Genomic DNA, 14,034 nt, shown 5'->3' on the forward strand with positions numbered 1-14,034 from the left:
GGCTTTTGCAGGTGGACTATTTAGGGGTTTTCGCACCTGTCACCGTAATTATCCTGTCACCGCAATTCCGGCTGCGGACCGCTTGCCGACTATCGGCCGCTCGCTTATGCCGGGAAAACCATGGTCTTGCCGGGGAGAGGGGCAGTGCGCGACGCTTTGGCCGATACGGGATGGCAACCGGATCTGCACAGCTATGAATTCGAAAGCGATCCCGTCGCGACGCTGAACCAGCTGCGCGCGGATGACCCGGTGCACTGGTCGCGTCACGGCTACTGGTATCTGACCCGGCACGCCGATGTCGCGGCCGTGCTCAAGGATGCCGCAACCTTCTCCAATATGGGCGCGGGCTTCGGTGCGACCAATCCGCTCGCCAGGGCAAGGCCGGGCGACAATGCCTCGGCGACCGAGCAAAGCATGAGCGAAAGCCTGAACCGCTCGTTCAACCAGATGGACGCGCCCGACCATACGCGCATCCGCCGCCTCGTGCAGGGCGCCTTTTCACGGCGGACGGCGGAGGGGTGGCGCGCGCGCATCGCGGCGGTCATCGACGAACTGCTCGACCGGGCCGCGACCGGCGGGCGCTTCGATCTGGTGACCGATTTCGCCTTTCACCTGCCGATCATCGTCGCGAGCGAGATCATCGGCATTCCTGCCGGGGATCGCGAGGATTTCCGCGTCGCGCTCGCCAATGCCGAAATGCTGATGGCGCCCAAGAAGGACGAAGAAAGCTGGCGAGCCGCGCTCGCGTCCGGCCGCTGGATCGGCGGCTATCTGAACGATCTGGTCGCGCGGCGCCGCGCCGAACCGCGCGGCGACCTGATCGGCGAGTTGATCGCGGCCGAGGAACAGGGGCAACGGCTCGGCGACGGCGAATTGCTCGCCGCCGTGGGCACCATCTATACCGCCGCCGGAACGACGACCGAGCGGATGATCTCTTCCGGTCTGTTCCTGCTGCTATCGCATCGCGACCAATGGCGGCTGCTCGTCGAGGATCGCGAGCGGGTGCCGCGGGCGCTGGAAGAAATCCTGCGCTTTCACCATCCGACACAATCGACATCGACCAACCGCCGCTGCACCCGCGACGTCGAGTTGGGCGGCAAGATGCTGCGCGCGGGCGACACGGTGCGCCTGGGCCTGGGCGCCGCCAATCGCGACCCCGCCGTATTTGCCAACCCCGATCGCTTCGACATCGCGCGGACGGACGGCGCGGCCCATCTGAGCTTCGGCTATGGTCCGCATTTCTGCATCGGGGCGTCACTCGCGCGGTTCGAAACGCAAATGGCGATCGAGGCGCTGCTCGGCCGCTGGCCGCACCTGCGCCTGATCACCACCGGGCCGGAGAAGGACCCGGCACGACCCGACCGCTATCGCGAGATTCTCGTCGCCACGCGTTGAGGCGCGGGGGTCGGAATTCCAGCAGCAGCGACAGCAACAGGCTGGAATTACGTGAATTACGGTGACAGGTGCGTAAACCCCTAAATTCCAATTGGGGATTTCCGCACCCGTCACCGCAATCCAATTCCACCCTATTCCCTCACCGTTTCGTCTTGCCCGGATGGGGCCAGCATTTTTCGCAGCGGCGCCAGCATGTGACGCCGGGCATGGCGTCGCGCGACCGGGTCGGGTGGGGCGGGCGCACGCCCGCGGTGATCGCGGGGTCGAGGCCTTCGGGAACCGCGGTCTTGTGGCACATCATGCAGTTGCGGCGATAGAATTGCGGCGTCATCGCCGGTTCCTGCGGCTTTGCAAAGGCCGGATCGGTGGCGATCAGCCCGACCGCGAGCAGGGACAGCAACAGGCTGGATAGAAGCGACCGCATGATCTTTCCGCCTTTCCCGACTCCGGAAATGGAAAGCCAAGATTAGAACGCAATCTCCGAAATGAAACCATCCCTTCGCCCTCTTCGGTTCGCTGGCGCGTTTTTACAAGTTTGCCGGCGCGCAGTGGTTTAAACTTACGGCGGGACCATGCGTCGAGGGGGGATGGGATGCGGGCTTGGCTGGCTTTCGCGGCGCCGTTTCTGGTGCTGACGGCTTCGGCATCGGGCGCGGGGGGTCAAGGATCGATGCCTGACCCGACGCGCGAATATAATCAGCAGGTCGATTGCCATAATGCCTATGACCGGCTGGTGAGCGACCGCAAGGGCGGCACCGCCGTGTCGGCGGCGGCGATCGCCTGGGCGCAAGGCTATGAAGCCGGGGCCAATGCGGGCACCCCCTGCCCCGCGCCGCTGCCCGAGATGACCGCGCGCGGCGGCCATTGGCAGATCCGTACCCCCGAAGGGCGCGACGCGACGCGCCTCTATATCGAGAAGCAGAAGGATCCCGCCGCGCTGATGGAGCTCGGCCTCTCGTGGATCAACGGCAGCGTCCCCGGCGGCACCCCGCAGGACGGGCTGGCGCTGATGCAGGAGGCGGCGAAGCTCGGCGATCCGGTCGCGCTCTACAATGTCGGCACGCTCTACTCGGCGGGCATCATCGGCGGGAAGAAGGATCATGCGACCGGCTTCGCGATGATCGAACAGGCCGCCGCGGCGGGCCATGTCGATGCGCTCTATCGCAGCGGGCTCTATTATCAGGAAGGGCTCGGCACGAAGAAGGACCCCAAGAAAGCCTTTGCAGCGTTCAAGGCGGCGGCCGAGCGCGGGCACCTTTATGCGACGATCATGGCGGTCGACATGATCAACAGCGGCACCGGCACCAAGAAGGATTTCGCGCTTGCCTATCGCCTGTCGCGGATCGTCGCCGACCAGGGCGAAGTCTATGGCGCGGTGATGGCAGCCTCGTCGCTGCTCCAGATGAAGAACCCGCTGCCCCATGAGGACGAGATTCTCTATTGGATGGATCAGGGGATCGCGAAGGGTGACGACACGATCCGCGGCCAGCTCATCCCGCTCAAACAGCAGGTCGCCGGCGCCTTCACCAAGGCCAAGGCTCCGCCCGAATATAAGCCGCGCGTCTGGAAGGCTTGCCCGATGAAGACGGTGTGCGTCGTCAACCATTATTCGGGATTGCAAAGCTGCACGACCAACAAGGATTATTGGAACGACTGCGACGGCTGAGCGGCGATTTGGCACAGCGCCTTCGACTCGCTATCCCGACGTCGGAGACCAGACATGGGCAAGACCGAAAACAAGACACGCGCCACCGACGTCACCGTCGCAGATTTCATCGCCGAACTGCCCGACGCGCGGCGGCGCGAGGAGGCGGCGATCGTCGATGCTATCCACCGCCGCGTGACCGGGCTGGAGCCGAAGATGTGGGGACCGTCGATCATCGGCTATGGCAGCTATGACTATGTCTATGACAGCGGGCGTTCGGGGACGATGTGCCGGGCGGGTTTTTCCCCGCGCAAGGCGGCGATGACGATCTATCTGATGGAGCATTACGGCGACCGGCAGAAGGAGGCCGACGCGCTGTTCGCGGCACTCGGCAAGCACAAGACGGGCAAGGTCTGTCTCTATATCAACAAACTTGCCGACGTGGACCTGGGCATTCTCGAACGCCTCGTTGCATTGGGCTGGGCGGAGATGAACGCGAAATATCCAACCTGAGGCAACAAGTTCTAACCGGACACCGGCCAGCGGCTGCCGAACCATTCCTCCAGCCGCGCGCAAGCCTCGCGCACCATGTCGGTGGTCACGGCATAGCTGAAGCGGATGAAGCCGGCGCCGCGTTCGGGGTCGAAATCGAGCCCCGGCGCCGTGGCGACGCCGGTGTCCTCGAGCAGCCGCTTGCACAGCGACAAACTGTCATCGGTCAGATGGGCGATCGAGGCATAGACATAGAAAGCGCCGTCCGACGGGGCGATGTCGGTGATGCCGATCCGGCCCAGGCAATCGATCAGCAACTGGCGGTTGCGGCGGTACATGGCGACGCGCGCGTCGAGTTCTTCCTCGCAGTCGAAGGCCGCGAGCGCCGCCTGCTGGCTGAGCGCGGGCGGCGACAGGAACAGATTGCCGAGCCGCGCGCGCGCTCCCGCAACCATATCGGGCGGGCAGACGATCCAGCCGAGGCGCCAGCCGGGCATGCCGTAATATTTTGAGAAGCTGTTGATGACGAAGGCGCCGGGGTCATATTGCAGCATGCTGTGCGTTTCGGCGCCGTAGCTCAGCCGGTGATAGATTTCGTCGGAGATGATGCGAACGCCGCGCTCGCGGCAGGCATCGGCAAGCTCGGCGAGCTCGGCGGGCGGAATGATCGTTCCGGTGGGGTTCGCGGGGCTCGCGACGATCAGCCCGTCGGGCGCGGGATCGGCTTCGCGGATATGACGCGCGTGGATCTGGAAGCGGTCGGCCGCCCCGCATTCGACCTCGACCGGGATCATCTGCAAGGCGCGCAGCGAATTGCGATAGGCGACATAGCCGGGCCGCGCGGTCATCACGCGGCTGCCCGCCGCAAAGCCGGTCAGCAGCGCCAGCACGAGCGCCGGGGAGGCACCGCAGGTCAGCAGGATACGCTGCGGGTCGAGGTCGACGCCATATTGGTCACCATAGAGTCGCGCGATGCGCCGGCGCAGCGGCACGCTTTCCCAATAACCCATGTCGGGCTCATCCAGCGCTGCGCGCGCCGCCGCGACGGCACCGGCGGGGGCGCCATCGGCGGGCTGGCCGAACTCCATATGGATCACCGACCGCCCTTCCGCGCGCAGCTTGCGCGCGAGGGCGCTGATCTCGATGGCCTGGAACGGCGCGATGCCCTGCGACGGGGGCGAATTGGTCATGGTGCGATCCTGCAAGAGTATAGAGAGGGGATGGCCCCCGGCCGGCTCATAGCTCTTTGGCCGTGGAGATTCCAACCAAGGGATTCCCCTGTTCAGACAGTCTCGCGATATGTCACTTCGGCCTCGGCCATATAGTCGCGCGCCAGCGGCAGGGCGTGGCGGCTGCGCGCGAACTGGATCTGGTAGTTGCCCATCCCGCCGCTTTCGAACGCCGCGGTCGCGCCGGCGAGGTAAAAGGTCCACATGCGGAAGAAGCGCTCGCCCATCATCGCCACGATCTCGGCCTCGTGCGCGAATGTCCGTGCATACCATTGGCGCAGCGTCAGTGCGTAATGCAGCCGCAGCGTCTCGACATCGGTGACGATCAGTCGGCTCTTCTCGCTCGCCGCCAGCGTCTCGCTGAGCGCGGGGATATAGCCGCCGGGGAAGATATATTTGCGCGTGAAGGCGTCGGTCGCGCCCGGCTTGCCGAAGCGCCCGATCGTGTGGAGCAGCATCACCCCGTCGGCGGTCATCAGATTCGCACAGGCGCGGAAAAAGACGTCATAGTTCGGCGCGCCGACATGTTCGAACATGCCGACCGAGACGATGCGGTCGAACCGCCCCGGCTCGCGCGCGGCAAGGTCGCGATAGTCGATCAGCTCGAAGCGGACGCGGTCGGCGACCCCCACCGCCTCGGCACGCTGCCGGGCGAGCGCGAGTTGTTCGTCCGACAGGGTGATCCCCAGCACCTCGACCTGTTCGAGCTTCGCGAGAGTGATCGCCATCCCGCCCCAACCGCAGCCGATGTCGAGCACGCGCTGCCCCGGTTTCAGCGCGAGCTTTGCCGCGATATGCGCCTTTTTCGCCGCCTGCGCTTCGTCGAGCGTCATGTCCGCGCGCGGCCAGTAAGCGCAGCTGTACTGCATGTCGGCGTCGAGGAAGAGGCGGTAGAGGTCGTTGCCGATGTCGTAATGATGCTGGACATTGGCGCGCGAGCGGCGGCGGCGGTTGACCGAGCCGAGCCGCGTCTTCACGCCCTCGATCCGCCGGCCCAGCCACGTCTTGTCCTTGAGCTTCGCCCCGCGATCCCACGGCGTGTTCATGCGCAGGAGGCCGATCAGCGCCATGATGTCGCCGTCGGTCAGTTCCATCTCGCCGTCCATGAACGCCTCGGCCGCGCCGAGACGCGGGTCGAGGATCACGCGGCGCATCGCGCGGCGGGTGGCGAAGCGCACCGCGACGTCCGGAAACCCCGGCGCAGACTCGCCGAAATGCTCGGCATGGCCGTCGGGATCGACGACCGTCAGCCGGCCGTGACGAATGACGCGCGACAGGAAGGGGCGGAGAATGGACATGGGCGCGACCTCATGATCTTTTGGGCCCCTGCCGGTTCAGGATAGCGAGATTGCGTTCATAATCAATGCAGTCGCCGGGAGAGGGCTCGAATTGAAGCTGTTCGTTGTTGCGACTCCGGCTTTCACCGGAGTCGCAATGATGCCAAGCTGGACAAGCGAACTTAAACGACGACCTCCGCCGCATATTGCTCGCGATATTGCGTGCGCAGGGTCACCTTATCGATCTTTTCGCTGCCGAGCTTGGGCAGCGCGTCGTTCGACATCCATATCCGCAGCGGCACCTTGTAGGGCGCGAGGCGCTGGCCGAGGAAGGCGGTCATGTCCTCGGCGGTGACGGCGCTGCCGGGTTTCATCCAGATCACTGCGCCGACGACTTCGCCCAACCGCTCGTCGGGCAGGCCGAAGACCGCGCATTCGTTCGCCTCGGGGTGCTCGTAGATCGCGGCCTCGACTTCCTGGCAGCTGATATTCTCGCCGCCGCGGATGATGATGTCCTTCTTGCGGTCGACGATGAACAGATAGCCGTCCGCGTCGACATAGCCGAGGTCGCCCGAACGGAAATAGCCATTGTCGAAGAAGGCCGCCGTCGTCGCTTCGGGGTTGTTCCAATAGCCCTCGAAATTGCATACCGAACGGATGCACACCTCGCCGACGCCGCCCTGCGGCAGTTCGTCGCCATTGTCGTCGAGGATCGCGAGATCGACGAGCGGTTTCGACGCGGGCCCTGTCGACAGAGGCTTTTCGAGGTAATTTTCGTTGATGATGCCGCAGCCGACGGCGTTGGTTTCGGTCAGGCCATAGCCGAGCAAGGGCTTGCCGTCGCCCATCTCGGTCGCGAGGCGGCGGACATGTTCGGGCGGGCGCGGCGCGCCGCCGCCAGCGTAGCTCTTGCACGTCGACAGATCGTAATTCTTGCGGTTCGGGCTGACGAGAATCTCATAGCTCATCAGGGGCACGCCGACGAAATAATTGACCTGTTCGTCCTGGATCAGCCGCATCGCCTCGTCGGCGCTCCATTTCGGCATCAGCACGAGCTTGCGGCCGAGTGCGAAGCTCTGGAGGAATACCGGGATTTCGGCGGTGACGTGAAACAGCGGGGTGCAGATCAGCGTCGCGGGCTGGATATCCGACATCTGCCCGTCCTCGGTCAGCAGATGGACGATGCTCGCGGTCTGCGTCACATAGTTGAAGATCGCCTGCACCACCGCCTCGTGCCGCGAAAAAGCGCCCTTCGACTGGCCGGTCGAGCCCGAGGTGAAGAGGATCGTCGCGAGATCCCGGCCGGTCAGCGCCGGCAATGCGGTGTCGGCGCCGCCGCCCGCGTCGGTGATCGGCGCAAGCGCGGCGCCCAGCGGCTGTGCGATATCGAGGGTGATCAGCTTCGCGCCGTGCTTGATGCCGGGTTCCCGAAGCCGCGCGGCGCGCTGGACGTCGGCGATGACCAGCATCGCTTCGGCATCGTCGATCCCCGCCGCCAGTTCGGCGCCCTGCCACCAGCCGTTGAGCAACGTCGCGCAGCCGCCCGCGAGCAGGATGCCGAGATAGGCGACGCACCACGCGTTGGCGTTGCGCATCGCGATGGCGACGCGGTCGCCGCGCTGCACGCCATGCCCGTCGACCAGCGCCGCCGCGACCTTGCGCGCGGCGGCATAGGTCTGCGCGAAGCTCAACCGTTCGTTACCCTCGACCAGGAAGGTCGCATCGCCGTGCAGCGCGCTGAAATAGGCGACATAGTCGGCCAGATTCGTCGGCGCGTTGGTGATGAAGGGCAGTTCGCGGCCGAAACGTTCGACGGAGCCGACCTCGATCGGACCGCCCGGACCGGTGATCAGGTCATAAGCGGCGTCCAGGCGCAGATCGAGCGCGGAAGGCATGGGGCATCTCTCCTCTTGGTCTCGCTCGCCTTACCCCCTATGGGGAAGGCCTCTCCTGGGGAAGGACAGCGCGACTATATGTTTCTTTTTGCAACCTTAGCCGAAGCGACGCAATATCTTAACTTCCGGGAATTCATGGGAGAGCATAGCGAGATCGCGTTCAGCGTCTTCGGCCTGCCGATCCGCTGGTATGCGCTCGCCTATCTGGCAGGAATCTTCCTCGGCTATTGGTATCTGCTCAAACTGATCGCGCAGCCCGGCGCCCCGATGGCGCGCCGCCACGCCGACGACATGATCTTCTATGCCATGCTCGGCATCATCCTCGGCGGCCGGCTCGGTTATGTCCTCTTCTATAATTTCGAGGTCTATTCGCAAAAGCCGCTCGATATCTTTCGCCTGTGGGACGGCGGCATGTCGCTGCACGGCGGCGTGATCGGGGTACTGATCGCCATCTGGTATGTGACGCGCCAGGAAAAGCTCAGCTTCCTGCGCTTTTGCGACTATATCGCCTGCGTCGTGCCGATCGGGCTGTTCCTCGGCCGTCTCGCCAATTTCGTCAACGGCGAGCTGTGGGGCCGGGTCGCCTATGTCCCTTGGGCGATCGTCTTTCCGAACGGCGGCCACGAACCGCGCCACCCGAGCCAGCTTTACGAAGCCGGGCTCGAAGGGATCGTGATGATGGCGGTGCTCGCCTTCTTCTTCTGGCGCACCAACGCACGCTACAAGCCCGGATTCCTGTTCGGGCTCGCGGCGATCGTCTATGGCCTCAGCCGCTTCACCGTCGAGTTCGTGCGCGAGCCCGACGTCCAGCGCCAGTGGGTGGTCGACATGACCGGCCTGTCGATGGGCCAGTGGCTGACGGTGCCGATGATCCTCGCCGGTGTCTGGCTCGTCGCAACCGCGAAGGGACGCCGCCAGCGCGTCGAGCCGATCGCGGGGACGGACAGCGTTGCGTGACGGTCCGCCGACCCCCGAACGCCTGATCCAGGATATCGCCGCCGCCCGGCCGACGACGATCGCCGACTATATGGCGGCCGCGAACGCGCATTATTATGCGACGCGCGATCCGCTCGGCGCGGCCGGCGATTTCACCACCGCGCCCGAGGTCAGCCAGATGTTCGGCGAACTGATCGGCCTGTGGATCGCCGACCTCTGGACCCGCGCCGGGAGCCCGCCGTTCCGCTATGTCGAGCTCGGCCCCGGCCGCGGCACGCTCGCCGCCGATGCGCTGCGCGCGGCCTCCCGCTTCGGTTGCACGCCGCTCGGCATCCATCTCGTCGAGACGAGCCCGGTCCTGCGCGCAGCCCAATCGGCGCGGCTGCCGGAGGCCGAGCATCATGACGAGATCGACGCGCTGCCGGGCGACGCGCCGCTGGTCATCATCGCGAACGAATTTTTCGATGCGCTGCCGATCCACCAATATGTCCGCACCGCCGAGGGCTGGCGCGAGCGCATGGTCGAACGGCGCGACGAGGCGCTGACGCCTATCGCGGGCGCGATTCCAGCCGACGAGGCCATTCCCCCTGCCCTCCGCGACCAACCCGACGGCACGATCGTCGAGACCGCCCCGGTCGCAGCCGCGATCATCCAGCGCTGCGCCTTCCGTCTCGCGCGCCAGGGCGGCGCGATGCTGGCAATCGACTATGGTCATGCCGGTCCCGCCGCAGGCGACACGTTGCAGGCGGTGCGGGCGCATCGCTTCGCCGACCCCTTCGCCGATCCCGGCGAGACCGACCTGACCGCGCATGTCGATTTCGCCGCGCTCGCCGAGGCAGCGCGGCCCGCGGGCGTCACGGTCACCGATCTTGCGACGCAGGGCGACTGGCTGCGCCGGCTGGGCATCGACGCCCGGCTAAAAACATTGGCGGCGGCCGCACCCGAGCGCGCCGACGACCTCAAGGGCCAACGCGACCGGCTCGTCGAAGCCGATGCGATGGGCGATTTGTTCAAGCTGATCGCCTGCACCGCCCCCGGCTGGCCGCAGCCGGCAGGATTTGCCGGAGACCCCGCATGACCACCATCCAGCTTGCGAACGCCGAAGAGGCCGCGGAACTGTCGCGCTTCGCCGAGGCGTCCTTCGTCCACACCTTCGGCCATATCTATGACCCCGCAGACCTTGCCGCCTTCCTCGCCGACTGGAATCCGCCCGCCCGCATCACGGCGCAGATTGCCGACCCCGAATGGACCATCGCGCTCGTCCGCGGCGAAGACGGCGCGATCCTCGGCTTTGCCAAGCTCGGCCCGATCGATTTCCCGATCCCCGCGGGGCATCCCACCGACGACGCGACCGAACTTCACCAGCTATACGTCGCACTCGAGGCCAAGGGCACCGGAATCGCGGCGGCACTGATGGACTGGGGAATCGCCTGGGCGCGGGAGCGTGCGTCGATCCTCTATCTGTCGGTCTTTACCGAAAATCCGCGCGCGCAGGCCTTCTATCGCCGCTATGGCTTCGTCGACATCGGCCGGAATCCGTTCCGTGTCGGCAATCATATCGACGAGGATCGTATCTGGAGACTCGACCTGTGACCCCAATCTTTGCCACCGCCGCGCCGCTTGCGGGCGTGCCGCACGGCTTTTTCGGGCGCCGGGGGGGCGTGTCGAGCGGCGACCTCGCCTCGCTCAACTGCGGGCTCGGATCGGGCGACGACCCGGCGCTGATCGCCGAGAACCGCCGCCGCGCCGCCGAAGCGGTCTTGCCTGGCGCGGCGCTCACGGGCCTCTATCAGGTGCACGGAAACCGCTGCGTCGTCGTCGACGCGGCGAGCGATCCGGCCGCGCGGCCCGAGGCCGATGCCTTCGCGACGCGCACCCCCGGCCTACTACTCGGCATCCTCACCGCCGATTGCGTGCCGGTGCTGTTCGCCGATGCGGCGGCCGGAGTCGTCGGCGCCGCCCATGCCGGGTGGAAAGGCGCGATCGCCGGGGTCACCGACGCGACGCTCGACGCGATGGAAAGCCTAGGCGCGACCCGCGCGCATATCGTCGCCGCGATCGGCCCGTGCATCGGCCGCGCGTCCTATGAAGTCGACGAGGGGTTCGTGCAGCGCTTCGTCACCGACGACCCGGCGAACGAGCGTTTCTTCGCGGCGGGCAAGCCGGGGCACGCGATGTTCGACATCGCCGCCTATGTCGCCGCGCGCCTCGCCGCGGCGGGGGTCGGCACCGTCGCGATCGGCGGGCAGGACACCTACGCCGAGGAAGCCGATTATTTCAGCTATCGCCGCGCGTGCCACAGGCAAGAGAATGGCTATGGGCGGCAAATTTCGGTGATCGGGCTTGCATGACGCCGCAGAAACCGAAACCACGCCCGTCATCCCGGCGAAGGCCGGGATCTCGCCCCATCGTTCTGACGCACGGGTGAGATCCCGGCCTTCGCCGGGATGACGGGTAAAGGCCGACGGAATTGGGGGACGGAATGAAAGCTCTGGCGATACCGCGCAAGCGCCTGTTGTCGATCATCGGCGGATCGGCGGGCAATCTGGTCGAATGGTACGACTGGTTTGCCTATGCCGCCTTCGCCATCTATTTCGCCCCGGTCTTCTTTCCAAAGGAAGATCCGACCGCGCAGCTTTTGAGCACCGCGACGATCTTTGCCGTCGGCTTCGTCATGCGGCCGATCGGCGCATGGGCGATGGGGCGTTTCGCCGACGCGCGCGGGCGCAAGGCGGGGCTGACGCTGTCGGTCGCGCTGATGTTCGGCGGCTCGCTGCTGCTCGCCGCCGCGCCAACCTATGCGCAGGCGGGGCTGTTCGGCCCCGCGGTGCTGATCGCCGCGCGCGTCCTGCAGGGGCTGTCGCTCGGCGGTGAATATGGCGCGAGCGCGACCTATCTCTCCGAAATGGCGCCGCGCGCGCATCGCGGCTTCTGGGCCAGTTTCCAATATCTGACGCTGATCGGCGGCCAGCTTTGCGCGATCTTCGTCGCGATCGTGCTGCAGGCCTTTCTGACCGAGGCCGAACTGACCGCCTGGGGCTGGCGCATTCCCTTCGTCATCGGCGCGCTGCTGGCGCTCGGCGTCTATGTGCTGCGGCGCAGCCTCGCCGAAACGCCGTCGTTCGAGAATCAGGCGGTCGACCGCCCGGTTTCGACCGCGAAGCTGCTCTGGAAGGAGCATCGGCGCGAAAGCATCCTCGTCGGGATGCTGTCGGCGGGCGGCGGGCTCGGCGCCTATACCTACATCACCTATATGCAGAAATTCCTGTTCAACAGCGTCGGCTTCGACAAGGAGACCGCGACCTGGATCATTGCCGCGGCGCTGCTGTGGTTCGCGGCGATGCAGCCGGTGTTCGGCGCGCTCGCCGACCGCTTCGGACGCAAGCCGATGCTGCTGCTGTTCGGGATCGGCGGCGCGATCGTCGCGGCGCCGACCTTCTTCGCGCTCGAAACCGTCACCTCGCCGGTGACCGCGACGCTGCTGATCCTCGTGCCGCTGACCCTGCAGAGCGGCTATACCGCGAACAATGCGCTGGTGAAGGCCGAACTGTTTCCCGCGCATATTCGCGGGCTCGGCGTCGCGCTGCCCTATGCGATCGGCAATGCGATCTTCGGCGGCACGGTCGAGATGGTCGCGCTCTGGCTCAAGGGTCAGGGGGTGGAATGGCTCTTCTACTTCTACGTTGCGGGGGTGATCGCGATGGCAGGCGTCGCGACCTTGCTGCTGCCCGAAACGAGGGACCGCAGCCTGATCGCCGAGGATTGAGCGGGAGATTGGCCCGCGCAATTTAGTTACAATCGAAACCGGTGCTGTTATAGCGTGGCCGATCATTCACAGGAGCATTCCCATGGCCATGCGCGGCACCCCCAAGACGAACGGCAAGAAAATCGGCGACCGCGACCTCAGTCCCGCGACGCTGATGATGGGGCTCGGCTATGATCCCGTGCTGTCCGAAGGATCGCTGAAGCCGCCGATCTTCCTCACCTCGACCTTCGCTTTCGAAAGCGCCGCCGCGGGCAAGCGCTTCTTCGAACATATCACCGGCAAAAGACAGGGACCCGCCGACGGTCTCGTCTATTCGCGCTTCAACGGGCCGAACCAGGAAATCCTCGAGGACCGGCTCGCGGTCTGGGACGGCGCCGACGACAGCCTCGTCTTTTCGAGCGGCATGTCGGCGATCGCCACGCTGCTCCTCGCACTCGTCGGTCAGAACGACGTGATCGTCCATTCGGGGCCACTCTACGCCGCGACCGAAACGCTGATCGCGCGCATCCTGTCGCGCTTCGGGGTCAGCTTCGTCGATTTCCCCGCCGGGGCATCGCGCGAGGAGCTCGACGCGATCCTCGCGCGCGCCAAGGCGCTCGCCGACGAAAAGGGTGGCAAGGTGTCGCTCGTCTATCTCGAAAGCCCGGCGAACCCGACCAATGCGCTCGTCGATGTCGAGGCGGTGCGCGCGGCGCGCGACGCAGCGTTCCCCGGCGAGCAAAGGCCCGCGATCGCGATCGACAACACCTTCCTCGGCCCGCTCTGGCAGCAGCCGCTGAAGCAGGGTGCCGAACTCGTCGTCTACAGCCTCACCAAATATGCCGGCGGCCATTCCGATCTCGTGGCGGGCGGCGTGTCGGGCGACCAGAAACTGATCGACGTCATCCGCCCGATGCGTAACACGATCGGCACGATCTGCGACCCCAACACCGCGTGGATGCTGCTGCGCAGCCTCGAAACGCTCGAACTGCGCATGAGCCGCGCGGGCGAGAATGCGCTGAAGGTCTGCACCTTCCTTCGCGATCATCCGAAGGTCGAGGGGCTCGGTTATCTCGGCTTCATTGCTGATCCGCGCCAGAAGGATATTTTCGACCGCCATTGCTCGGGCGCGGGGTCGACCTTTTCGCTGTTCATCAAGGGCGGCGAGACCGAGAGCTTCCGCTTCCTCGACGCGCTGAAGATCGCGAAGCTGGCGGTCAGCCTCGGCGGCACCGAGACGCTCGCGAGCCACCCCGCCGCGATGACCCACCTGTCGGTCCCCGACGAGCGCAAGAAGGCGCTGGGCATCACCGACAATCTGGTGCGCGTGTCGATCGGGATCGAGAATGCCGACGATCTGATCGCCGATTTCGCGCAGGCGCTGGACGCGGTTTGAGCATGGCGCGGTCCATCTAATGGG

General features: G+C 65.8%; 13 protein-coding genes. 9 read left to right on the forward strand and 4 right to left on the reverse strand.

Translation table 11 applies throughout. The annotated features are described in order from the left end of the window. The first annotated feature begins 144 nt into the window (after positions 1-144). Positions 145-1,395, forward strand: coding sequence for a cytochrome P450 (locus ACVENA_RS12950; RefSeq protein ID WP_449325697.1), 1,251 nt, complete (start codon positions 145-147; stop codon positions 1,393-1,395). Between the two features lie 139 nt (positions 1,396-1,534). On the opposite strand, the gene ACVENA_RS12955 is transcribed toward ACVENA_RS12950, so the two are convergent. Continuing rightward, a complete protein-coding gene (locus ACVENA_RS12955; RefSeq protein ID WP_449325698.1) occupies positions 1,535-1,819 on the reverse strand; it encodes a hypothetical protein in 285 nt (94 codons plus the stop codon). A 168-nt stretch (positions 1,820-1,987) separates the two neighbouring features. Here ACVENA_RS12955 and ACVENA_RS12960 point away from each other — a divergent pair, with 168 nt between their 5' ends. Further along, positions 1,988-3,061: a tetratricopeptide repeat protein gene (locus tag ACVENA_RS12960; protein WP_449325699.1), complete on the forward strand. Its 1,074-nt coding sequence runs from the start codon at positions 1,988-1,990 to the stop codon at positions 3,059-3,061. Positions 3,062-3,115: 54 nt separating this feature from the next. Beyond that, complete coding sequence (locus tag ACVENA_RS12965) at positions 3,116-3,553, forward strand: DUF1801 domain-containing protein (protein ID WP_449325700.1); 438 nt, start codon at positions 3,116-3,118, stop codon at positions 3,551-3,553. Positions 3,554-3,564: 11 nt separating this feature from the next. Here ACVENA_RS12965 and ACVENA_RS12970 read toward each other — a convergent pair whose 3' ends face one another. The 3 genes from ACVENA_RS12970 to ACVENA_RS12980 all read right to left on the reverse strand — a co-directional run bounded on the left by ACVENA_RS12970 (position 3,565) and on the right by ACVENA_RS12980 (position 7,933). Then, positions 3,565-4,722, reverse strand: coding sequence for a pyridoxal phosphate-dependent aminotransferase (locus ACVENA_RS12970; protein WP_449325701.1), 1,158 nt, complete (start codon positions 4,720-4,722; stop codon positions 3,565-3,567). A 92-nt stretch (positions 4,723-4,814) separates the two neighbouring features. Further along, positions 4,815-6,059, reverse strand: coding sequence for a class I SAM-dependent methyltransferase (locus tag ACVENA_RS12975; protein WP_449325702.1), 1,245 nt, complete (start codon positions 6,057-6,059; stop codon positions 4,815-4,817). 161 nt (positions 6,060-6,220) lie between these two features. Then, entirely contained in the window at positions 6,221-7,933 is a 1,713-nt protein-coding gene (locus ACVENA_RS12980; RefSeq protein WP_449325703.1) for a class I adenylate-forming enzyme family protein, read from the reverse strand. A 135-nt stretch (positions 7,934-8,068) separates the two neighbouring features. Here ACVENA_RS12980 and lgt point away from each other — a divergent pair, with 135 nt between their 5' ends. The 6 genes from lgt (at position 8,069) to ACVENA_RS13010 (ending at position 14,010) form a co-directional block, all read left to right on the forward strand. Then, positions 8,069-8,890 carry a prolipoprotein diacylglyceryl transferase gene (gene lgt / locus ACVENA_RS12985; protein ID WP_449328937.1) on the forward strand — a complete coding sequence of 274 codons (822 nt, stop codon included), beginning with the start codon at positions 8,069-8,071 and terminating at the stop codon, positions 8,888-8,890. Beyond that, positions 8,883-9,947 carry a class I SAM-dependent methyltransferase gene (locus ACVENA_RS12990; RefSeq protein WP_449325704.1) on the forward strand — a complete coding sequence of 355 codons (1,065 nt, stop codon included), beginning with the start codon at positions 8,883-8,885 and terminating at the stop codon, positions 9,945-9,947. The genes lgt and ACVENA_RS12990 overlap by 8 nt, the downstream gene beginning before the upstream one ends. Then, positions 9,944-10,462 (forward strand): GNAT family N-acetyltransferase, encoded by a 519-nt coding sequence (locus tag ACVENA_RS12995; RefSeq protein ID WP_449325705.1) that lies wholly within the window; start codon positions 9,944-9,946, stop codon positions 10,460-10,462. Before ACVENA_RS12990 ends, ACVENA_RS12995 begins: the two co-directional genes overlap by 4 nt. Then, positions 10,459-11,220, forward strand: a complete 762-nt coding sequence (gene pgeF, locus ACVENA_RS13000; protein WP_449325706.1) for a peptidoglycan editing factor PgeF — start codon at positions 10,459-10,461, stop codon at positions 11,218-11,220. The genes ACVENA_RS12995 and pgeF overlap by 4 nt, the downstream gene beginning before the upstream one ends. Positions 11,221-11,351: 131 nt before the next feature. Beyond that, positions 11,352-12,635 (forward strand): MFS transporter, encoded by a 1,284-nt coding sequence (locus ACVENA_RS13005; RefSeq protein WP_449325707.1) that lies wholly within the window; start codon positions 11,352-11,354, stop codon positions 12,633-12,635. 82 nt (positions 12,636-12,717) lie between these two features. After that, positions 12,718-14,010, forward strand: a complete 1,293-nt coding sequence (locus ACVENA_RS13010) for a cystathionine gamma-synthase family protein (RefSeq protein ID WP_449325708.1) — start codon at positions 12,718-12,720, stop codon at positions 14,008-14,010. Positions 14,011-14,034 lie beyond the last annotated feature (24 nt).

The sequence above is a fragment of the Sphingopyxis sp. 550A genome (genome assembly GCF_053569535.1).